Below are 21508 nucleotides of genomic sequence, written 5' to 3'. Positions count from 1 at the left end.
CTGTGGTTGAGCCCGGAGGATGTGGTCATGACTGCCGATGTAATCCCCGGGCTCGACCTGGCTGCCTACTTCGACCGGATCAGCTACACCGGCTCAACCGCAGCGACCGTCGACACACTGCACGGGCTGGTCGCCGCGCACCTCCGAGCCATCCCGTTCGAAAACCTCGATCCGCTGACGGGGGTGCCGGTCGCCGATTTGAGCGCAGCAGCCCTCACCGCCAAGCTCGTTCAGCGCCGCCGGGGCGGCTACTGCTTCGAGCAGAACGGCTTGATGGGCTACGTGCTCGCGGAACTCGGGTACGGGGTGGACCGGCTCGGTGGCCGGGTGGTGTGGATGTGCGACTCCGACGAGTTGCCCGCGCAAACGCACGAGGCGCTGTCGGTGACTGTGCCCGGCGACGACGGCCGTTGGCTCGTCGACGTCGGCTTCGGCGGTCAGACGCTGCCCTCGCCGATCCGGCTGGAAGCCGGCCCAACCCAGCAGACCCGCCTTGAGCCCTACCGCCTGCGCGAACACGAAGACGGCTACCTTCTCGATGCGCGGGTCCGCGACCAGTGGCAACCGCTCTACATGTTCGGCATTCAGCCGCAGCCGCGCATCGACCGGGAGGTCGCAAGCTGGTACGTCTCAACACATCCCGAGTCCAAGTTCGTTACCGGCCTGTCCGCCGCGTTGGTGACCGACGACGCACGCTGGAACCTGCGTGGCCGCAACCTCGCCATCCACAGCGCAGGCGGCACAGAACGGGTTAGCTTCGAGGATGCGTCCGACGTGCTGACCGCGTTGACCGATCGCTTCGGTATCGACCTGACAGGGCTGGGTGACGTCGAGGCGCGCGTCAACGAGGTACTCGACGCCTGAGCGGCGGGAGGGCAGAGCAGGAATTGTCATGTCCATGCCGCCGGCGCGCGACCATACTCGATCAACGTGAGCGACGGATCACGCCGGGACCGGCTCCGCGAACTGCTCGACGCGGTCGTCGACGCCGACAACACCGCCGTCGGCCACATGGCGCGCAGCAGCTACGCCTCCGAATTCCACTTCTCCCGTGAGGTGCGCCGGCTGACGGGGGAGTCGCCGGCCGCGCTGCGGCGGCGCATCATGCTCGAGCGGGCGGCGTGGCGGTTGCACCGCGGCGAAAGCGTCTCGGCCGTCGCCACCGACGAAGGGTGGTCGTCGGCCGAGGTGTTCTCGCGCGCCTTTCGGCGCACCTTCGGGGTGCCGCCGTCGCGGGCCGCCGAACTGCCGTTTCGCGTTCCGGCGCCCAACGGCCTGCACTTCCATCCGCCCCAGTCGCTGTGGCTGGACAGCGACGGTGACACCACGGAGCCCGATATTTCTCAGCTGATGGTCGCCCACGACGTCGCCGATACGTCGTATCTGATCGACCAGGCCGCTCAACTGTCCAACGACCAATGGTGCGAACCGATTTCGCCGGCACAGGTGGTTCTGGAATGGGACGGCCCGGAGCCAAGCATCGGCGCGGTGCTCGGCGCCATCGTGTGGACCAAACAGGTGTGGCTGGCCACGATCGAGGGCCGTGACTTCCCGGACCGCACGGTGACGCGACCCGAATCGACCACACCGGCACAGTTGGCGGTCCACCACGATGGTATTGGCAAGCGTTGGACTGCAATGGTTTCCGAATACACCACGGAAGGCAGGCTGCGCGACACCATCATCGACGCGCTGTGCGACCCGCCGGAATCCTTCCAGCTCTACGGCATCGTGGCCCATGTGTTGACCTATTCCGCGCACCGCCGCCAACTCGCACGCGCGATGCTGGCTCGCCAAGGCGTGCGCACCGGCCACGGCGATCCGCTCGAATGGATGAGGAGCAGCTGACATGGTGACCGTGTACTACACCGCGTCCAGCCTCGACGGCTACATCGTCGATGACGCCGACAGCCTGGACTGGTTGACGTCGCGTGACATCGACCAGGTCGGGCCGTTCGGCTACGAGACGTTCATCGGGTCCGTCGGCGCGATCGTGATGGGATCGGCGACCTACGAGTGGATTGTGAAAAACCAACCGGGCCAATGGATGTACGAGCAGCCGGCCTGGGTACTGACCAGCAGGCCCCACATCATCGCCGACGGGCATCCCGTGCACACGTACGACGGCGATGTGACCGAGTTGCATCCCATGCTGGTGTCCGCCGCGGAGGGCAAGGACGTCTGGGTGGTCGGCGGTGGGGACGTCGCCGCGCAGTTCGTCGCGGCGGGTCTGGTTGACGAGATGGTGGTCAGCTACGCCCCGTGCTCGCTCGGCGCCGGTTCGCGCGTGTTGCCGATCCGATCGGAATGGGTGCTGACGGAGTCCGCAGTCAACGGGGAGTTCGTCTGCGCGCGATGGCGTAAGGCCTAGCGGTGGTCCGGCACGCCGTGACGGCGGATGAATTCCCTTGACCTGATCAGGAATTCGACCTGCTGAGCGACGTCTTGCAAAGGATCGACGCTGCGGGTGGACCGACACAGCACCACCGCACCCTCCAGCGACGCGATGCACATGATCGCCAGCGAGGCGGACTCGGACTCGTCGAACCCGTCGGAAACGAACGCCCGGGTCAGCGCATCGCGCCAGTGGCCGAAGATGCCGCCGGCAACCGAGGTCAGCGCAGGTTCGTCGTCGGCAGCCCCGATCGTCGCGGCGACAACCGGGCAGCCCGCGGTGAACTCGCTGTTGACGAGCAGTTGCTCCCAGAACTCGACGGACTGGCGCACCAAATACATCCCGCCGTGGCCGGCGGCTTCGTCCATCACCTCGGTGATCACATCCCCGGCGTACTGCAGCGCCTCGGTCAGGATCTGGTTACGCCCCCCGGGGAAGTGGTAGTAGACCGAACCCCGGGGCGCACCGCTGCGGGCCAGCACTTCGTCGATCGTGACACCGGCGACCCCGCGCTCGCGCAGCATCTCGGCGGCGCTGATCAGCATGTTGGTCCGCGTCGAACCGCGCTTGTTCCGGTTCTTGGGCGGGGTGGCAGACAGCAGTAACCTCCAGTGCGGTCAGGCCGCGCGCGTCTGCCGCGTCTGCGACGGACGCCAACCGAAGCCGCGGGCGCCCAATCCAAAGATCGATCGACGGCGATCAGGCACACGACGTGTGAACCGACGGCCGGCGAAGTTGACCTCAACGATCCACATCGAGCGCCTCCCTTAGTATGACGAGCAGCATAAAATGCACAACACATAAGTGCAATTTATGTATTCCCGGTCACATCAATTCCCAGGAAATGCGCTCTTCAAAGCTCGGAGGGCCGCCACGCACAACGCCGGATTATGGGAGACGTCATAGAAATGGCAGCAGGTCACCGGCGTACGTCGCGGGGAGGTCAGTCCTCCGGGGTGTAGCCGAACGGCAGCAGCACGCTCTTGGGCTCGACGTATGCCTCGATGCCTTCCGGCCCGTTCTCGCGTCCGACGCCGGAGTTCTTGTATCCGCCGAACGGAGCGCCGGGATCGAAGGCGTACATGTTCACCGCGTAGGTACCGGTGCGGATCTTCGAGGCGATCTCGAGCGCCTTCTTGTTGTCGGTGGTCCACACGCTGCCCGCCAGGCCGTACACCGAATCGTTGGCGATGCGCACGGCGTCCTCTTCGGTGTCGTAGGGGATCACCGCCAGCACCGGTCCGAAGATCTCCTCCTGGGCGATCGTCATCGAGTTGTCCACGTCGGCGAACACCGTCGGCTCGACGAACCAGCCGTTGTCCAGGCCCTCGGGGCGGCCACCGCCGGTGACGATGCGCGCACCCTCCTCGACGCCCTTCTTGATGTAGCCCTCGACCCGCTCCCGCTGCTTTTCCGAGATCAGCGGCCCGATCGCCGCGTTGGGATCGTCGGGCAACCCGACCGGCATCGCGGAGACGAAGTTGGCGACCTTCTCGACGACTTCGTCGTACCGTGACCGGGGCGCCAGGATGCGGGTCTGCGCGACGCACGCCTGACCGCTGTTCATCACACCCGAGAACCCGAGCATCGGCAGCGTCGCGTCGAGGTCGGCGTCCTCGAGGATGATCGCGGCCGACTTGCCGCCCAACTCGAGCGTGCACGGCTTGAGCTTCTCGGCGGCGATCTTGGCGATCTCCTTGCCGACCGCGGAGCTGCCGGTGAAGGTGAACTTGTCCAGTTCGGGGTTGGCCGTCAGCGCGCGGCCGGTCTCCGGACCGCCCGGCACGATCGACAGCACACCCTCGGGCAGCCCCGCCTCGGCGAACATCTCCGCCATCGCGAACACCGACAGCGGGGTCTCGGCGGCGGGCTTGAGCACCACGGTGCAGCCGGCCAGCAGCGCCGGGCCGAGCTTGTTGGCGGCCAGGAAGAACGGGACGTTCCATGCGGTGACGGCGCCGACGACACCGATCGGCTCACGCACCACCAGCGTCTGCCCGTAGACGCCGTCGCGGATCTCTTTCCAGTGGAACTTGTCGGCTGCGCCCGCGTAGTACTGGAACGCCGACATCGCGGCGCCGTACTGCATCATGTCGACGATCGTCTGCGGCTGTCCGGTCTCGGCGGCCAGCAGGAACTTCAGCTCGTCGCCGCGCTCCTCCATCAGCTTGACCGCGGCGCCCAGCACCGCGGCCCGCTCCTCGGGCGACTTGTGCGGCCACGGACCCTCGTCGAACGCCTTGCGGGCGGCGGCGCAGGCGGCGTTGACGTCGGCCTCCACCGCCATCGGCACCTTGCCGACCAGCTCACCGGTGGCGGGCGAGTGAACTTCGATGACCTCCGAGGACGCGGGTTCGACCCACTTGCCACCGATGAAAAGCTTGTCCCAGTCGGTCCTGAACGCGGTGCTCTGTGTCATGCCCGTCACACTACCTACCGACCCGCGAAAGTAGAACCTGTTGCAGTCGGCGGCATGAGCACGAGCACCAAGTTGCTCACCAGGAACTCCCGCAGCACCGGCACCCGTGTCATCCACCAGCTCCATCGCGGGTGGTAGCGGGGGAATGCGGCGAGCAGCGCGCCGGTGCTGGCGGCCCATTGCAGTCCGGCGCCCGCCGACACCGCGAACAATGACGAGCCGTAGTTGTTCTTCGGCGCGTGGCCGTGTTTGCGGGTGTAGCGGGCGGCCGCGCGGGCACCGCCCAGGTAGTGCCACAGCCCGGTCTCGTGGCCGCCGAACGGGCCCAGCCACACCGTGTAGGACAGCACCACCAGCCCGCCGGGGCGGGTGACGCGCAGCATCTCCCGGCCCAGCCGCCACGGATCGCGCACATGCTCGGCGACGTTGGATGACAGGCAGATGTCGACGCTGGCGTCGGCGAACGGCAACGCGGTGCCCGAGGCGCGCACGTACGTGGCCGCACCGGTCGCCGCCGGCGCTGCGGGCACCGCGTGGATTTCGCCGGGGTCGGGTTCCACCCCGATGTAGTGCACCCCGGCGTCGGCGAACGCGGCCGCGAAGTATCCGGGCCCGCCGCCGACGTCGAGCAGCGTGCAACCGGCCGGCGAGGTGCCGTGCACCCCGCGCCACAGGTCGGCAACCATCGCGGCAGTGTCGGCGGCCAGCGCCCCGTAGAACCGCGCGGGATCGCGCTGCTCGAACCGGAACTCGCTGAGCAGCTTGATCGACCGGGTCAGCGTGGCCCGGCGGGCCAGCACATCGCAGACATCGGTGACGGCCATCCGACCGACCATATCCAGCCGCTACGCTGGCACGGATGTCCGACCGTCGCGTTCGCTCCGTGTTGCTGCTGTGTTGGCGCGACACCGGTCACCCCCAGGGCGGCGGCAGCGAGGCCTACCTGCAGCGCATCGGGGCGCAACTGGCTGAGTCCGGCGTCGCGGTGACGCTGCGCACGGCGCGCTATCCCGGTGCCCCGCGCCGCGAGACGGTCGACGGCGTGCAGGTCAGCCGCGGCGGCGGCCGCCACAGCGTGTACATCTGGGCCGGGCTGGCGATGGTGCTGGCCCGCATCGGGCTCGGACCGCTGCGCACGGTCAGGCCCGACGTGGTCATCGACACCCAAAACGGCATCCCGTTCCTGGCGCGCCTGGCCTACGGTAGGCGCGTCGCGGTGCTCGTGCACCACTGCCACCGTGAGCAGTGGCCGGTGGCCGGTCCGGTGATGGGCCGGGTCGGCTGGTTCGTCGAATCCAAGCTCTCGCCGAAGGCGCACCGCCGCAACCAGTACGTCACCGTCTCGCTGCCGTCGGCGCGGGACCTGACCCGTCTCGGTGTGAACCCCGACCGGATCGCGGTGGTGCGCAACGGCCTTGACGAGGCACCTCCGCACACCATGGATGTGCCGCGGTCCGAAACGCCTCGGGTGGCGGTGCTGTCGCGGCTGGTGCCGCACAAGCAGATCGAGGACGCGTTGGATGCGATCGCCGAACTGCGCAAACGCATCCCGGACGTGCACATGGATGTTCTCGGCGGCGGCTGGTGGAGACAGCGCCTCGTCGACCACGCTGCGCTGCTGGGCATCACCGACGCGGTTACGTTTCACGGCCACGTCGACGACGAGACGAAACATCGTGTGCTACAACGCTGTTGGGTACACGTGCTCCCTTCGCGCAAGGAAGGTTGGGGGTTGGCGGTCACCGAAGCGGGCCAGCACGCGGTGCCCACGGTCGGCTACCGCTCCTCAGGCGGCCTGACGGATTCGATCATCGACGGCGTCACCGGTCTGCTCGTCGACGACCATGACGAACTGGTCGACGGAATCGAACAGCTCCTGTCCGACGAGGTGTTGTGCGAACAGTTGGGGGCCAAGGCCCAGACCCGCAGTGGTGAGTTCTCCTGGCGGCAAAGCGCCGACGCGATGCGCACCGTGCTCGATGCGGTGCACGCGCGCCGTTACGTCAGCGGCGTGGTGTAGCCGCGCGGTCGGTGGGCTCGGCGAAGCCGCGCGACGACCATCCCCGTCAACCCTGCGAACAACGCTGCCAGCCACGCCAGGTGCGCCGCCAGCACCAGACCGCGACCCGACGCCTGCTGTCTGTCCCCGCCTACCCGGTAAAGGGTGAGGCTCGAGTCCTGGTAGGCGACCGGCAGTTCCAAAGACGCTGCGGGCGGGCCGGATTCGACGACCACCCAGCCGACGCCCGCCTGCGCCAACTCGTCGCGGGACGCGCCGCGCAGCAGCATGTCCTGCACCTTCCGCGCACGTTCACCTTCACCGGGCACCGTCTGGCCACCGATGTTCAGGTCCCCGGTGGACAACACGTCGGCGCGCACCCAGCGCGGCAGCGGGTCGAGCACCGGCGCGTCACCGGCCCACCCGAACCGGCGCATGCTTTCGGCGGGCAGCACCGCGACCGGCCGCGGGTCGGCGTTGACGAGCGCCGCGACGCTTGCCCAGCCCGGCGGGTACTGCACCGCGACAACCTTGCCGCCGACCCCCCACGCCAGGTCCGGCAGCGTGGCGATCAGCGCCACACAGCACAGCACGGCCGCCGCGGCCGCGGGAAGCCAGCGGCGCAACGTGAGCACCGCGGCGGCCGCTGCGAGCGCGTAGCCGGGCATCGCCAACGCCACCCACTTCTGCGCGTCGCGCACCACTCCGAGGCCGGGCAGCGTGCGGATCGTGGCCTCCACCAGCGCCAACCCGGGACCGGTGGCCATCGCGGCGGGTACCACCACCGCGACGATGGCCAGGACCAGCAGCGGCACCGCGGCCGGGTGGCGGATCAGCACCGGAAGCCCCAGCGCGACGACGGCCAGCAGCACCACCGTTGCCACAACGGCGAAAACCGTTGTACGCGTAGTAGGTACCGCCTCACCGTTCCAGATGCCGCCGAGGCCGGCGAGGCTGAACAGGGTGCCAAGACCGGGCTCGGCGCGGGCAGCGAACGCGTCTGCCCCCGCCGCCTGTGACGACGACAGCGAACCGGCGACCGCCGCCGCCACCAGCCACGGCAGCGCCACCAGCACCGCGATGCCCATGCTGAGCGTCGCGCACACCCAGCGCGCCCGCCCCGCGCCGGGGGCGAAGACGCAGGCCAGCGCGACCGTCGCCGCCAGCAGCAGCCCGGTCGGGGTGAGCCCGGCCAACGCCATCCAGAACAACAGCGCCCACATGGGCGCCGACCCGGCCGAACCGCGCAGCCGCAGCATGGCCGCCGCCACCCACGGCAGGCACCCGTAGCCCACCAGCAGGCTCCAGTGGCCCTGCAGAAGACGTTCGGCGACATACGGATTCCACACCGCGACCGTCACCGCGAGACACTGGCCGGCCGGCCCGCAGCCGAGTACGTCGGCCGCCAGCCGCGCCGCGCCGGCGCCGGCCGCCCACAGCCCGGCCACCAACAACACCTTGACGACCACGCCGCCGTCGACCACCGCCGACACGACCGCGACGAAGAAATCCTGCGGCAGCGCACGCGGGGCGGCCTCCGTCAGGCCCAGCGCGGCATCGGACAGATACGAGCGTGGTGTGGACACCGCGTCGCGCAGCAGCAGGTAGCCCGGTGCGAACAACGGTGCGGTCACCGCGATGGCCAGTGCCAGCGCGTACGCCGGGGCCGTCAGCGCCCGCGCGGGCGCACCGAACCGCGCGGTCAGACCGGTCTGTCCGGTGGCAGATCGGACGGCCGGGGCGCGGGCAGCTTCTCGGTCTGGGCTTCTGCGCCGGGCACGGGTTCACCAGACGGACCGCGCTGCCCGAAGAAGCGGTGATCGGACTCGTCGAGACCGGGGTCGATCAGCGCGGACTCGGCCCGCAGGCTGAACGAGCCCAGCAGCGCGCCGCCGACCAGGAACACCAACCCCATCGCGGTGAACGTGATCGGCAGGATGCGGCCCCACAGCGCCACCCGGTCGCGTTCGTCACGGGCGCTGGCGACCTGGGCTTCGACCGTCTCCTCGTTGAACGAGACCTTGTAGTCGACGAACGTCACCTCGGGCTTGAGCGGCTCACGCGCGTAGTAGTGGTAGCCGTGCTCTTCGCGCTTGACGATGGTGCCAGACACCGGGTCCACCCAGAACGTGCGCTGGGCGGCGTAGTAACGCGCCATCGTGATCGACTCGTCCGGTTCGCCGGGCACCCCCCACATCGCCGCGGTCGCGGTGACGTCGGCGTCGGCCTCGTCGTCGAACAGCGACGCGTACCTGACCGGTTCGACGAGCTTGCCGTCCGCGTCGTAGCCGACGTTCTGGCTGAACCGGTAGGTGGTCAGCCCGTTGACGTCTTCCTCACCGTCGTAGTTGGCGTCGAACGCCTTCTGCGCGATCGGGTCGAACACCGGGTAGGTCTTCTTCTCGGTGTCGAACGGGAACCGGTAGGCCAGCCCCTCATGGGGCAGCGCGATGTTGGTCGGCGGCTGATCGTCGTCGATGGAACGCGGTTTCTGCACGGCGCCACCGGGGTTGCTCTCGCTGGACACGGCCGCCGCGGTGTGCCGGTTGACCGTGACGGTGTCGACCATCGCGAGTAGCAGGCCGTTGTCTTGCTGTTTGTCGGTGCGGCGCAGCGTGGTGCCGACCTGAAGGGTGACGACGTCGGCGTTGGACGGCGATTCCACCGTCATCTGCTGCTGCTGCACCAACGGCACGTCACGGTCGATGACGAACGTCTGCTCGTTGAGCGAGGCCGGGTCGAAGGCCGTTCCGGTGCCGTCGCTGACCAGGGTCGCGTCCAGATCGAGCGGAATCTTCGCGATCTTGCCCTCGGTGTAGGTCGACAGCAACAGCGCGGCGATCAGCAGGGCAGCGCCGAGCCCCATGATCCCGCATGCCGCGATTCGCAGCGCCACTGCGCGGTTCAAACCGTGCCTCCTTCACCTGCGGCCACCCGCAAACCCGTTCGACACTAACAGCCCGGTTTAAAGTCGTCGCTTACTACGACCGCATCAGACGACCGGCGTGTGACGACCCATTTTCGACCAATTCTCACCTGCGCGGCACACTGGTCGCCGTGACGGAATCCTCCGGGGTCGGCGGGACACGCAGCTTCCTGCCCGCGGTCGAGGGCATGAGGGCCTGCGCCGCAATGGGTGTGGTGGTCACCCACGTCGCGTTTCAGACCGGTCACAACAGCGGTGTGGCCGGGCGGTTGTTCGGCCGCTTCGACCTCGCGGTCGCGGTGTTCTTCGCGCTCTCGGGCTTCCTGCTGTGGCGCGGACACGCCGCGGCGGCCCGCGGACTGCGGCCGAGTCCGCCGACCGGGCACTACCTGCGGTCACGGGTCGTGCGCATCATGCCGGGCTATCTGGTGGCCGTGGTGGTCATCCTCCTACTGCTACCCGACGCCAAGGCCGACCTGACGGTATGGCTGGCGAACCTCACGCTCACCCAGATCTACGTGCCGTTGACGCTGACCGCCGGTCTCACCCAGATGTGGAGCCTGTCGGTGGAGGTGGCGTTCTACCTGGTGCTGCCGCTGCTGGCGCTGGGGGTGCGGTGGGTGCCGGTGCGCGCCCGGGTGACGGTGATCGCGACGGCGGCAGTGGCCAGCCTGGCCTGGGGGCTGATCCCGTTTGACACCCCGTACGGGGTCAACGCGCTGAACTGGCCGCCGGCCTTCTTCTCGTGGTTCGCCGCCGGCATGCTGCTGGCCGAGTTGACCGTGTCCCCGGTCGGCTGGGCGCACCGGCTGGCGCGCCGCCGGGTGTTGATGGCCGTCATCGCGGTGGCGGCGTTTCTGGTCGCGGCCTCCCCGGTGGCCGGCCCCGAGGGGCTCACCCCCGGCACCCTGGACCAGTTCATCGTGAAGACGGCGATGGGTGCGGTGGTGGCCGGCGCGCTGGTCGCGCCGCTGGTGCTGGACCGGCCCGACACCCCGCACCGGCTGCTGGGCAGCCAGACGATGGTGACCCTGGGCCGATGGTCCTACGGGCTGTTCATCTGGCACCTGGCCGCGCTGGCGATGGTGTTTCCTGTCATCGGTGAGTTCGCGTTCAACGGGCACATGCCGGTGGTGCTGGTGCTCACGCTGGTGTTCGGCTGGGCGATCGCCGCGGTCAGCTACGCGCTTGTCGAGTCCCCCTGCCGGGAAGCGTTGCGACGCTGGGAATTCCGGCGGCAACGTCCGGTGCCGCCGCTGGATTCCTCGGTCAGCAGCGTTGCGGAGCCGATCGCGCGCTAGCTGCCCGTCGTCGCGCGCCGGGCGAGCACCTCGTCGCGCACCGCCGAACGCCTGGCCTTGCCCGCGTCGTCGCGCAATGGCGTGTCGGTGAACTCGACGCTGCGGGGCACCTTGTAGCGCTCGATGCGTTCGGTCAGGAAGTCGACGACGGCGGCTTCGTCGAGGTCGCCGTCGGCATGCACGATCGCGTGCGGGACCTGGCCGAGATCACCGGCGTCGTCGGGGATTCCGACCACCAAGCACGACAGCACCCTCGGGTGCGCCGACAATGCCGACTCGATCTCCGCGGGGTACACGTTGCGCCCGCCGACGGTGAACATGTCCACCCGACGGTCGTTGAGGTACAGGAAACCGTCTTCGTCGAAGTAGCCGAGGTCGCCGAGAGAGTCCCAGCCGTCGCGGCTCTTGGCCTTCGCGCCGACGTAGCGGTACGTGGGTGCGCTGCCGGGGGCAGGCCGCATGTAGACCTCGCCGACCACGCCGGGCGGGCATTCGTTGCCGTCGTCGTCGAGCACCTTCATCTCGCCTGCGACGACGACCCCGACCGAACCGGGATGCGCCAACCACTGCTCACCGGAGATGAACGTCAACGCCTGCAGTTCGGTGCCCCCGTACAACTCCCAGACCACCTCGGGCCTAAGCAGGTCGATCCACGCCTGCTTGACGGCGGGCGGGCACGCCGCACCCACATGCCAGAACCGCCGGATCGACGACAGGTCGTAGGCGTCGGGGTCGGCCCGGTACACCGGCAGCAGCCGCTGCATGATCGTGGGCACGGTGGCCAGATACGTCACGCGGTACTCGGTCACCAGGCGGAGGAACTCGTGGGGATCGAACCGCGGCATCAACACGTTGTGATGTCCCTGCACCAGGCCGATGGCGAACGTGGTGAACCCGGTGTTGTGGCTCAACGGAACCGAGAACAAATTGACATCGTCGTCCTGCGTGCCCATCGCATAGCCGACCAGGGCCGGAAAGCGGCTATCACCGCCCGCCTCGATCAACTTCGGGCGCCCGGTGCTGCCGCCGGACGCCATGGCCTTCAGCACCGGCGACACCGCCTCGGGCAGCGGCTCGTCCGACAGTCCGGGGTCAGCGGCGAAATCTGCTGGGACGCTGAGGATCTTGCCGTCCGGGTCGGCGCGGCCCACGATCAGCGCCCGCGGCCGCAGGGCGAGCAGCCCGGTCAGCTCCGCGTCGGGCAGGTGCGGGGACAGCGGCTGCGGAACCGCGCCGAGCTTCCACGTCGCCAGCACCGCCTGAGCCCACTGGATCGAGTTGGGCAGCACGATGGTCACGTAGTCGCCTTGGCGCACACCGAGTTCGGCGTAGGCGCGGGCCAGCCGGTTGGTCGAGGCGTCCAGCTCACCGCGGGTGATGGTGCGGTCCTCGCAGGTGACGGCCGGGGCGTCCGGCGCCTGTTGGGCCAGCGCGGACACCTGGGTGTTGATCGGTGGAGTCTGGTCTGCCATCTCAGTAACCGCCCGTGGCGTCGAATATCCTGCGCGGATTGTCGACGAGCATCGTGGTGAGCTGCTCGTCGCTGACACCGCGTTGTTTCAGCGCCGGTATGACGTCGTGGTGGATGTGTAGGTAATGCCAGTTGGGCATGGCAACGGGCACAACCTCTTCGGGCAGCCAGTCGATGAAGCATGCCGCGTCGTGCGACAGCACCATCTTGTCGGCGTGCCCGCGCTCGCACATCTGGGCGACGGTGTTCACCCGGTCCTCGAACGACAAAAAGACGTCGACGCCGAACCTGTCCATCCCGATGTAGGAGCCGTTGCCGATCAGCTCCTCCAGATAGCCCAGGTCGGTGGTGTCGCCGCAATGGCCGATGACGACGCGCGACAGGTCGACGCCCTCCTCGGCGAAGATCTGCTGCTGGTCAAGGCCGCGACGGGTCGCGGCGTGGGTGTGCGTCGAGATCGGCGCCCCGGTCTGCCGGTGCGCCTTGGCCACCGCCCGCAGCACGCGTTCGACACCCGGCGTCACACCGGGCTCGTCGGTGGCGCACTTGAGGATCGCGGCCTTGACCTCGGTGTCGGCGATGCCGACCTCGATGTCGCGGACGAACATCTCGACCATGGGTTCGACGTCGCCGAGCATGCCGCCGGGCGCAGTGAAGTGGAAGTACATCGGGACGTCGTTGTAGGTGTACACGCCCGTGGCGACCACGATGTTGAGTTCGGTGGCCGCGGCGACGCGCGCGATGCGCGGAATGTAGCGGCCCATCCCGATCACGGTGAGGTCGACGATGGTGTCGACGCCGTTGGCTTTCAGCTCGTTGAGCCGGGCGATCGCGTCGGCTTCCCGGTCGGCTTCGTCGCCCCACACCTCCGGGTAGTTGGCGGTGATGTCGGGGGACAAAACGAAAACGTGCTCATGCATGAGGGTCACGCCCAGGTCGTCGGTGTCGACGGGTCCCCGGACGGTGTTCAGCGCCGCCACCCAGCCGATGCTAGGTCGTTTCCCTGCCGAACGTTCGGTACCCCTCGAAAATCCGCGCCAGTTTCGAGCGGTACCCAACGTTCGGCGGCGCGACGGGCGACGCCGCGACGGCTGACGCCGCGACCATCGCTAGCGAGGTGAGCGCGAGGAACTGCACGCCCGCGGAGTGGCCGACATATCCGTCGACAGAGCGCCACGGGTTCTGGCTGAGGACGGCGCCCGCCAGGATCAGACCCCCAGCCGACACCCCGACGGTGACTGCCTCGCAAAGCCGTTCACGGTTGCGCAGCAGGTGCCGGATCCCCAGCGCGGTGCCGACCACGACGACGCCGACCGCCCCGGACACCACCGCGCCGACGGTCAGTACCGCCACGCTGGTCACCGCCCGGCCCGGACGCCACACCCGGGCCGGCTCCTCGGGCTCGGGTCGTCTGCGCACCGGCAGGAACGCGAGCAACGCCAGGACGGGCAACAACGCCAGCCCGCCGATCAGGCCGGCGCGGTAGAGCGAGTTGGAGTCGAACGTGAGCGTGACGGGGCCCGCCGTCTGCGCAGGCAGCACCCAGCCCTGTTGCCAGCCGTTGACGGTCACCGGTGTCAGCACGGTGCCGTCGGCGCTGCGCGCGGTCCAGCCCGGGTTGACGCTTTCGGGCACCACCAGCACCTGCGACTGCGGCGCCGACGTCACGGTCACCTCGCGGTGGTCGGGGCTCCACCGGCCGGTCTGCGCGCGAACCGCGTCGGCCGAGCGCACGTCGGCAGCCAGCGGACCGGCCAACTGCGCGCCGTCGACGACGAACGCGGCACCCGGGCTGATCACCAACTCCTGCTGTCCCGCAGGCAGGTCGATGGGCCCGTCGCGGCAGGGTCGTGCGGGCACCGGCTCGTCGTCGAGCAGCGCACCGACCGTCGTGGTGACCGAGGTCTGCACGAACTGTCCGGCCACACCGATGATCGGCCCACTGCCGCAAGGTAATTCGATGCTACGGGCCCGGTTGGCGGCCGCGTCGGCCGCACCGATCGGTGTTCCGTCGGTTTCGAGCGCGACGACCTCGGCCAGGCCGGGCGGCTTGAGTTGATCGAACCCGAGCGCGGTGCGGTCGATGATGTCGTCCCAGTCCAGGATCGACAACGTGACCTTATCGGTGACGCGGGGGGTGAGGTCGAGCGTTTGCGCGCCGGCGTCGCCGGCCACCCGACGCACCTGCGGCCCGTCACCGAGATCGACGGCGACCAGCCTCGGCGTCGCGGGCAGCACAGACGAACTCGGCGTGATCTGAAGCGCACCCACCTCGCTGGGCTGCGGCAGCTTCAGCGTCAGCGTCGGTGGCGTCCGGTGCTGCACGACGCGTTGCGGCGCCGTCCACGCGGTCTCAGGGTCACCGTCGGTGGCGGCGTAAGCCGAACCGAGCACGTCGAGCACGTCCGCGTCGCCCATCGCGCGGGTGCTGCCTGGCTCGCTGATCAGATCCGCCAGATTGGGGCCCTGCCGGGGCCGCACCCACACCGTCGGGGTCACCGAGATCGGTTCGGGCACAGTCAGTGTCCTGCTCAGACTCACCGATTCCTCTGGAGCCAGCGACATACTCGCCGCGCACCTCACCCCGGTCGGGCTTCGCGCACAGCCCGGTCTGCCCAACAGCTCTGCACCCAGATCCCATTGCGCCACAGCCGAACCCGCGGGCGGCCCGGGCACCTCCACGGTGTGCCGGAGGGGCACGGGATGGGCAAAACCGTTGGCGTCGTACTGGGTAACCGCGAAGTCGGTGATACCGAACTGCACACCGGGCGAGCCGTCCTCGGTGCCTACCGCGGTGATGCGCACCCACGGCGCCTCGCCGTAAGGCAGCGCCGCTGACAGCGGCTTGCCGGGTTCATCGACCCGCAGGGTGCTGGTGCCGTTGACGGTGGACACCTCGATGCGGCCGATCTGGGCGCCGACGGCGTTGGCACTGGGCGTGATCGTGATGGTGGCGTTGGTGACCGGGTGGTCGAAGTCGACCTGCAACCATTGGCCGATCGCCGACTGCAACGCGTTGGACACCCAGGCCGTCGACGAGTCCGCGTCGATCGCGGCGGCCGGCCCGGTCCCGGGTGCGACGTGGGGCAGCGCGGTGGAATCGGCCGCCGAACTCGACACCGAGATCTGCCCGCCGTTCCACTTCCCGTAGGCCAGGTCGGCGCCGGGCGCGGGATAGTCCATCACCCGGTTGAACGTGCGCCGGGGATCGTCGCGGGTGCGGATCGCCGAGGAATGGTCGTCGACGCGGCCATAGTCGGTTTCGCGGGCCAGCGGCGTGCCGGTGACCGTGACGACCGGAACGGGCACGCCCGCCCGTTCGGCATCCCCGGTCAGCAGCATCGGGCCCAGCGGCGGTTGGCCGAGTGCCCGGCGGCGCTCATCGAGGCGCAGCAGCGCCTCGGGAGCACCGTCGACGCGGGCCATCGCGTCGGTGTCGACGAGGTAGGGCACGACGGGCATGGTGGCCTCGACCCGGTAGATCTCCACAGCCGGATACCGCGGACGTAACCCGCTGTCGGTGACGAACCCGGCCAGTGTGCCCGGACCGACCGGATCGCCGAACTGGGCGACCTTGGTCAGCCCGGGCGAACCCTCGATGGCCCGGTGCACCAGCACCGGACGCGCCGACCGCGACATCTCCGGATCCAGGTCGTTGCGTACCACCACATACGAAATACCCTGGCGGGCAAGGGTATCGGTGAGCCCAGCCGATGGCCGACCCGCGGCGAACAGCCGCTGCACCGAGTCCAGCGCGCGGATCGTCTGCGGCGGGGTCAACGGGATCGAGTCGCGCACACCCCATGGGCTTTCGCCAAGGACCTGCAGCGGCTCGTCGTGGCTGTTGCCCCACACCTGGGTGGCGAACGGCGCACCCGGTGCCACCAGCACCCGGCCCTCGGTGTTGTGTTCGTCGAGCCACGCCGCGGTCTCGTGCCAGTACGGCGGGATCGCGTCGAAGGCGCCCGGCGGGGCCAGCCGCCCGGTCCAGGCCAGCGACGTAGCGGCCGCCAACGCAGTGAGGACCACGACGCCGACCGCGACGCGTTTGTCGCGTTCGGGATGGGCCAGCGCGGCCGTCCACTGCTGCCGCGGCGCGCTGCCGGGCAACGGGACGCGGCCGAGCAGATGCGCCAGTCCCAGCGCCAACGGCAGGCGCAGCAGCGGCTCGAGCTTGTGCAGGTTGCGCAGCGGCGTCCCGGCGTCGTCGAGGAACGCCTGAACGTAGTGCGCCACCGGCGATCCCAGCCCGCCGGAGTACCCGGCCGCCAGCAGCACGACGCCGAACAACAGGATGGTGACGAGCCGTCCGCGCGCGGGCATCGACCGCATCGCCAGGCCGGCCAGACCCGCCGCGGCCACCAACGTCGTCGCCAACACCGCGACCGAACCCGTCACCAACGACGCACCCGCCGTCGCGTTCGGCGCGACGAACGGCGTCCACACGTCGGTGCCGCGCAGCATCTCCGTCAATGACAGCCATCGGGTCGTCACACCCGAGGACTCGATGTAGTCCAAGAACGGCGGGCTGATCCGGCCCAGCAGCAGCAGCGCCACCACCCACCACGACACCGCAAGCGCGATGCACAGCGCCCACCACGCGGTGAAGCGGCACCACAGCTTGTTGGGCCGGTGACAGGCCAGCCAGATCACCGCCGCCAGGCATCCGGTCAACGTCGCGACGGCGTTGACGGCGCCCATCAACGCGATCGCCACCGCCGACCGGGCGGCCAGCACCCGGATCCGCGGATCGCCCTTTAAAGCCAGGATCACCGGCAGCAGCACCCACGGCGCCAGCATCATCGGCAGCGTCTCCGAGGAGATCGCGCCCAGCGTGGTGAGCACCCGCGGGGAGAGCGCGAACGCCACCGCGGCGATCACCCGCGAGGTTCGGCTGCCGATGCCGAGCGCCTCGGCGACCCGCAGCAGCCCCCAGAACCCGGCGACCAGCAGCAGCGACCACCACAGCCGCTGGGTCACCCACCCCGGTATGCCGAGCAGATCACCGGCCAGAAAGAAGGTGCCGTGCGGAAAGAGGTAGCCGTAGGCCTGGTTCTGCGCCTGCCCGAACGGCAGCTCGCTGTTCCACAGGTTGAACGCCCTGGCGAGAAACCGCAGCGGGTTGGCGGTCAGGTCCAGCTTGGTGTCGGGCGAGATCTGACCGGGGGACTGGGCGAACGTCAGGATCAGCGCCGTCGCAGCGGCCACCCACAGCCAGCGCCGCGACAGCGGCGTGACCCTAGCTTCTGTCGCCGTACTCAACCCGGTTGAGCACCGACGACGCCGGATCGCCCGCCTGCAGCGGAGGCTTTGTGTCCTGCTGCACCATCAGCGTCACCCCGAATACGGCAGCCGCGCCGAGCAGCAGGCCGACGACAATGCTGGCGCCGGCAGGCACGAGGAACCGATCCATGCGGCCAAAACTAGCACGGCACACCCCGTGGCTACGTGCGCTGCTGATGCCGGCCGCCGTCGTCCGCTAATGTCGAGGCCCATGGCCTTGCCCCGCGCGCTGTGCGCCGCTGTGACGATGTCCGGGCTCGTGCTGGCCTGCTCGCCCGCCGAACCGCCCGCCCCACCGCCGAACGCAGGCCCGTCGAGTGCGGTCACCCATCAGCGCGGGGATGTGCCGGCCGCGCCTGCGCCCCCGGCCTGCGGTGATCCGCAGGCGATGCTGGCCGCGATGTCGACGCGCGACAAGCTCGCGCAGCTGCTGATGGTCGGTGTCTCCGACGCCGCCGATGCGCGGGCCGTCGTCGACAACCACCACGTCGGCGGCATCATGATCGGCAGCTGGACCGACCTGTCCATGCTGACCAACGGGTCGCTGGCTGAGATCGCCGGATCCGCGGGCCCGCTGCCGCTGGCGGTCAGCGTCGACGAGGAAGGCGGCCGGGTGTCCCGGCTGGCCCCTTTGATCGGCACACAGCCGTCCGCGCGGGTGCTGGCGCAGACGCAGACCCCCGAGCAGGTGTACGAGATCGCCCGCACGCGCGGTCAGGCCATGCGCAACCTGGGCATCACCGTCGACTTCGCGCCGGTGGTCGACGTCTCCGACGCCCCCGACAACACCGTGATCGGCGACCGGTCCTTTGGGTCCGACCCGGCCGCCGTCACCGACTACGCCGGGGCGTACGCCAGGGGGCTGCGCGACGCGGGCGTGCTGCCGGTGCTCAAGCACTTCCCCGGCCACGGCCACGGCTCGGGTGATTCGCACACCGGCAGCGTCACCACACCCCCGATCGCCGAACTGCAGAACGTCGACCTGGTGCCGTATCGCACCCTGACCGGTCAGGCGCCGGTCGGCGTCATGGTGGGCCACGTGCAGGTGCCCGGGCTGACCGGAAGCGACCCGGCGAGCCTGAGCCCGGCCGTCTACGGGCTGCTGCGTTCCGGCGGCTACGGCGGACCGCCGTTCAACGGGCCGGTGTTCACCGACGACATCTCGTCCATGCAGGCGATCTCCGACCGGTTCGGTGTCGCCGAGGCCGCACTGCGGGGTCTGCAGGCTGGTGCGGACACCGCGCTGTGGGTGACCACCGGCGAGGTGCCCGCCGTGCTGGACCGGCTGGAGAAGGCGCTGGACGCAGGCGAGCTGACGATGGGCAACGTGGACGCGTCGGTGCTGCGCATCGCCGGGTTCAAGGGCCCGAATCCGCGCTGCTAGTTCCCGCCCACCACCCGCTGCTAGTTCCCGCCCACCACCCGCTGCTCACAGCCGCGCGGCGGTCGTTGCTTACTCTTGAGTAATGGCCGGAGGCACCAAACGTCTACCTCGCGCAGTGCGCGAACAGCAGATGCTGGATGCTGCCGTGGAGATTTTCTCGGTGAACGGCTACCACGAGACCTCGATGGACGCCATCGCCGCCCAGGCGCAGATCTCCAAACCGATGCTGTACCTGTACTACGGCTCCAAGGAAGAACTGTTCGGCGCATGCCTGGACCGCGAGCTGTCCCGGTTCGTCGACGAGGTCCGCAGCCAGATCGACTTCACCCAGAGCCCCAAGGACATGCTGCGCAACGCCGTGCTGGCGTTTCTGACCTACATCGACTCCAACCGGGCGTCGTGGATGGTGCTCTACAACCAGGCGACCAGCAGCCAGGCCTTCGCCCACACCGTGCGCGAGGGCCGCGAACGCATCATCGACCTGGTTGGCCGCCTGCTCACCTCGGGCACCCGCAACCCCGATCCCGACACTGACTTCGACATGATGGCCGTCGCGCTGGTGGGCGCCGGTGAGGCGGTGGCCAGCCGCGTCAGTACCGGCGACGCCGACGTCAACGAGGCCGCCGAGCTGATGATCAACCTGTTCTGGCGTGGCCTGAAGGGCACCCCGTCCGATCATCCAACCGAGCACGGACCGCCGTCACCAGCCGTCGAGACTGCTGCTGGATCGCAGAACTAGGTCAAATCGCGATCTGTGCGCAGTCTCGGATCGACGACGCGGCGACAGCGGTATGTCGATGATCGAATACTCGTTGGCATGCATGACATTTACAGCAGATGTAGCGTCACACGCCTGGCGCTCCACTCAGAAGTCGCATGAGCTCCTGATTTGCCCACTCGATGAACCCTGCTGCTCGGCTCTTCTCTCGCCAGGAGCGTCAGCGTGGTAGTACCACCTCGGGGAGTTGTCATCGGCGAGCTCGTTGGACAGGCGGGTGATGCCGTCGACCCTGCTCGGGGTGACCGTCAGACCTTCGGTGCTGCCGTCGGTGCTGGGTGATGGTGCCCAGCTCGGTCAGCCAGCTCACAGGCCGGATCCTCGTCCCAGATAGGGAAGGTCATCGAGATCTTGTTGTCTTGACGACCCTCGAAACGTGCAGAGCAACCGACTCCGCTTGGAGCGCGGTGTTCGGCAGTTTGACGAAGTCGTGCGGGTTGAATGCGTAATCGGTGCTCGAATGCTGCATTGCCATGCGCTTCTCCTAGACCAGTCAAGGCCCAACACAGTTGAGCCTTGGGCCTTGAGATGAATGGGCAGATCGCTGCCGGGAGACCGACAGGATGTCGTGGTCGACCTCGAGGCCGACACTGTCTACCGAGTGGCCCGCGACCTTACGAGGTCTAGTCGGAGAGTGAGGCAACTTCACTTAAATGAATCAACTGATGTGGTGGATAACTCGCCGTGGATATCTTCTGACGAATGGCAGCGGCTTGGAATAAGCCGAGCCGGCTGTTCGGGCTCATCCCGAGCATCGGAGGTGTGGTGCTGTGAGTCTCCTCAATCGCGGAACTCGAGACCATGGCCGTCTTCACCGAAAGGTCATCACCGGCTCAGACGGGAACACGTTCACTCGACCCTCAGCGATCGGACTCGTGTGCCGTGCGGTCGTCCAACCAATGGGTTCGACCGAGAGCGCTGAGGGCGGTTTCAACACCGAGAGCCGCTACCGGCTCCGGTTGATCAACTACCCCGTCGTCCTTGGCGCTCAGTCACAGATCGAATGGAACAACAAGCGGCACACCATCGTTGGGGACGCGACTATCGTCAACGGAAGCCGTCGAACGGCGCAAGTCGACTACCCCGTAGCGCGCCATTGAGTTGTGACGATAATTCGTTCTATGAAGGTATTCATCTCGCACGCATCGGCTGATAAGCCGACGGTAAGGGCGATAACCCAGGCACTGAAAGACTCGGGGGTGAATGTCTGGCTGGACGAGGCCGATATAAGAGTCGGCGAGTCCATAACGGAAGGCGTTACGTCAGGCCTTGTTAGCAGCGATCTCCTGCTACTAGCGTTCTCGCATCAAGCCCTGCAATCGCGATGGGTCAAACGAGAGTTGAATGCTTTCTTCATGACCGCGATGGCGAATGATAAACCCATAGTCCCTTGCCGACTCGATGACTCAGACCCTCCCGCGCTGCTAGCAGACATCAAGTACGCCGATTTCCGCGATGACTTCGCCGCCGGCATGTCAGCGGTGCTTGGAGTGTCGCCCGCCAGGGTGATGGGACCGGTTTGACCTGGGTTTAGCCACGGTCATGGGACCAC

The 21508-nt window shown here is 68.4% G+C and carries 17 protein-coding genes; 8 read left to right on the top strand and 9 right to left on the bottom strand.

From position 1 onward, the window contains the following. Positions 1-27: 27 nt before the first annotated feature. The 3 genes from K3U96_RS25400 to K3U96_RS25390 all read left to right on the top strand — a co-directional run bounded on the left by K3U96_RS25400 (position 28) and on the right by K3U96_RS25390 (position 2371). Complete coding sequence (locus tag K3U96_RS25400) at positions 28-864, top strand: arylamine N-acetyltransferase family protein (RefSeq protein ID WP_220691489.1); 837 nt, start codon at positions 28-30, stop codon at positions 862-864. A 66-nt stretch (positions 865-930) separates the two neighbouring features. Further along, positions 931-1848: a helix-turn-helix domain-containing protein gene (locus K3U96_RS25395; RefSeq protein WP_220691488.1), complete on the top strand. Its 918-nt coding sequence runs from the start codon at positions 931-933 to the stop codon at positions 1846-1848. A gap of 1 nt (position 1849) precedes the next feature. After that, positions 1850-2371: a dihydrofolate reductase family protein gene (locus tag K3U96_RS25390; RefSeq protein WP_220691487.1), complete on the top strand. Its 522-nt coding sequence runs from the start codon at positions 1850-1852 to the stop codon at positions 2369-2371. Here the strand turns inward: K3U96_RS25390 and K3U96_RS25385 are convergent. From K3U96_RS25385 to K3U96_RS25375, 3 genes are all read right to left on the bottom strand, one after another. After that, positions 2368-2940 (bottom strand): TetR/AcrR family transcriptional regulator, encoded by a 573-nt coding sequence (locus K3U96_RS25385; protein ID WP_220691486.1) that lies wholly within the window; start codon positions 2938-2940, stop codon positions 2368-2370. The genes K3U96_RS25390 and K3U96_RS25385 overlap by 4 nt on opposite strands. A gap of 398 nt (positions 2941-3338) precedes the next feature. Next, positions 3339-4814: an aldehyde dehydrogenase gene (locus K3U96_RS25380; protein ID WP_220691485.1), complete on the bottom strand. Its 1476-nt coding sequence runs from the start codon at positions 4812-4814 to the stop codon at positions 3339-3341. Between the two features lie 14 nt (positions 4815-4828). Beyond that, positions 4829-5638, bottom strand: a complete 810-nt coding sequence (locus tag K3U96_RS25375; protein WP_220691484.1) for a class I SAM-dependent methyltransferase — start codon at positions 5636-5638, stop codon at positions 4829-4831. Between the two features lie 35 nt (positions 5639-5673). Between K3U96_RS25375 and K3U96_RS25370 the strand changes: the two genes are divergently transcribed. Next, on the top strand, positions 5674-6834 hold the full coding sequence (locus K3U96_RS25370; protein WP_220691483.1) for a glycosyltransferase family 4 protein: 1161 nt from the start codon (positions 5674-5676) through the stop codon (positions 6832-6834). Here K3U96_RS25370 and K3U96_RS25365 read toward each other — a convergent pair. Together K3U96_RS25365 and pgfA are read right to left on the bottom strand one after the other, a co-directional pair. Beyond that, complete coding sequence (locus tag K3U96_RS25365) at positions 6813-8519, bottom strand: MmpA family trehalose lipid delivery protein (RefSeq protein ID WP_220693695.1); 1707 nt, start codon at positions 8517-8519, stop codon at positions 6813-6815. The genes K3U96_RS25370 and K3U96_RS25365 overlap by 22 nt on opposite strands. Next, positions 8516-9721: a cell envelope lipid trafficking protein PgfA gene (gene pgfA, locus K3U96_RS25360; protein ID WP_069405279.1), complete on the bottom strand. Its 1206-nt coding sequence runs from the start codon at positions 9719-9721 to the stop codon at positions 8516-8518. The genes K3U96_RS25365 and pgfA overlap by 4 nt, the downstream gene beginning before the upstream one ends. Positions 9722-9927: 206 nt before the next feature. Between pgfA and K3U96_RS25355 the strand changes: the two genes are divergently transcribed. Beyond that, positions 9928-11040: an acyltransferase family protein gene (locus K3U96_RS25355; RefSeq protein WP_275085801.1), complete on the top strand. Its 1113-nt coding sequence runs from the start codon at positions 9928-9930 to the stop codon at positions 11038-11040. Here K3U96_RS25355 and K3U96_RS25350 read toward each other — a convergent pair. Genes K3U96_RS25350 through K3U96_RS25335 form a run of 4 tightly spaced genes read right to left on the bottom strand, consistent with a single transcriptional unit; the run spans position 11037 to position 17924 of the window. Next, positions 11037-12512 (bottom strand): AMP-binding protein, encoded by a 1476-nt coding sequence (locus K3U96_RS25350; RefSeq protein ID WP_220691482.1) that lies wholly within the window; start codon positions 12510-12512, stop codon positions 11037-11039. The genes K3U96_RS25355 and K3U96_RS25350 overlap by 4 nt on opposite strands. A 1-nt stretch (position 12513) precedes the next feature. Continuing rightward, positions 12514-13491 carry a phosphotriesterase family protein gene (locus K3U96_RS25345; RefSeq protein WP_220691481.1) on the bottom strand — a complete coding sequence of 326 codons (978 nt, stop codon included), beginning with the start codon at positions 13489-13491 and terminating at the stop codon, positions 12514-12516. Between the two features lie 10 nt (positions 13492-13501). Next, positions 13502-17740, bottom strand: a complete 4239-nt coding sequence (locus tag K3U96_RS25340; RefSeq protein ID WP_220693694.1) for an alpha-(1->3)-arabinofuranosyltransferase — start codon at positions 17738-17740, stop codon at positions 13502-13504. Between the two features lie 10 nt (positions 17741-17750). Further along, positions 17751-17924, bottom strand: a complete 174-nt coding sequence (locus K3U96_RS25335) for a DUF2613 domain-containing protein (RefSeq protein WP_064890250.1) — start codon at positions 17922-17924, stop codon at positions 17751-17753. 81 nt (positions 17925-18005) lie between these two features. On the opposite strand from K3U96_RS25335, the gene K3U96_RS25330 reads away from it, so the two are divergent. The 3 genes from K3U96_RS25330 (at position 18006) to K3U96_RS25320 (ending at position 21479) form a co-directional block, all read left to right on the top strand. Then, a complete protein-coding gene (locus tag K3U96_RS25330) occupies positions 18006-19178 on the top strand; it encodes a glycoside hydrolase family 3 N-terminal domain-containing protein (RefSeq protein WP_220691480.1) in 1173 nt (390 codons plus the stop codon). An 82-nt stretch (positions 19179-19260) separates the two neighbouring features. Next, positions 19261-19917, top strand: coding sequence for a TetR/AcrR family transcriptional regulator (locus K3U96_RS25325; protein ID WP_220691479.1), 657 nt, complete (start codon positions 19261-19263; stop codon positions 19915-19917). Positions 19918-21077: 1160 nt separating this feature from the next. Then, positions 21078-21479, top strand: coding sequence for a toll/interleukin-1 receptor domain-containing protein (locus K3U96_RS25320; RefSeq protein ID WP_220691478.1), 402 nt, complete (start codon positions 21078-21080; stop codon positions 21477-21479). Positions 21480-21508: the final 29 nt, after the last annotated feature.

Source organism: Mycolicibacterium holsaticum DSM 44478 = JCM 12374, from assembly GCF_019645835.1.
Taxonomy (GTDB): domain Bacteria; phylum Actinomycetota; class Actinomycetes; order Mycobacteriales; family Mycobacteriaceae; genus Mycobacterium; species Mycobacterium holsaticum.
The sequence above is the reverse complement of the archived record's forward strand: the minus strand, read 5'-3'. Positions and strand labels throughout refer to the sequence as shown.

Coding starts and splice junctions, on each gene's coding strand:
- K3U96_RS25400 (WP_220691489.1), top strand. CDS start 28: ATGACTGCCGATGTAATCCCCGGGCTCGACCTGGCTGCCTACTTCGAC.
- K3U96_RS25380 (WP_220691485.1), bottom strand. CDS start 4,814: ATGACACAGAGCACCGCGTTCAGGACCGACTGGGACAAGCTTTTCATC.
- K3U96_RS25370 (WP_220691483.1), top strand. CDS start 5,674: ATGTCCGACCGTCGCGTTCGCTCCGTGTTGCTGCTGTGTTGGCGCGAC.
- K3U96_RS25385 (WP_220691486.1), bottom strand. CDS start 2,940: ATGCTGATCAGCGCCGCCGAGATGCTGCGCGAGCGCGGGGTCGCCGGT.
- K3U96_RS25330 (WP_220691480.1), top strand. CDS start 18,006: ATGGCCTTGCCCCGCGCGCTGTGCGCCGCTGTGACGATGTCCGGGCTC.
- K3U96_RS25350 (WP_220691482.1), bottom strand. CDS start 12,512: ATGGCAGACCAGACTCCACCGATCAACACCCAGGTGTCCGCGCTGGCC.
- K3U96_RS25320 (WP_220691478.1), top strand. CDS start 21,078: ATGAAGGTATTCATCTCGCACGCATCGGCTGATAAGCCGACGGTAAGG.
- K3U96_RS25335 (WP_064890250.1), bottom strand. CDS start 17,924: ATGGATCGGTTCCTCGTGCCTGCCGGCGCCAGCATTGTCGTCGGCCTG.
- K3U96_RS25390 (WP_220691487.1), top strand. CDS start 1,850: ATGGTGACCGTGTACTACACCGCGTCCAGCCTCGACGGCTACATCGTC.
- K3U96_RS25355 (WP_275085801.1), top strand. CDS start 9,928: ATGAGGGCCTGCGCCGCAATGGGTGTGGTGGTCACCCACGTCGCGTTT.
- K3U96_RS25375 (WP_220691484.1), bottom strand. CDS start 5,638: ATGGCCGTCACCGATGTCTGCGATGTGCTGGCCCGCCGGGCCACGCTG.
- K3U96_RS25325 (WP_220691479.1), top strand. CDS start 19,261: ATGGCCGGAGGCACCAAACGTCTACCTCGCGCAGTGCGCGAACAGCAG.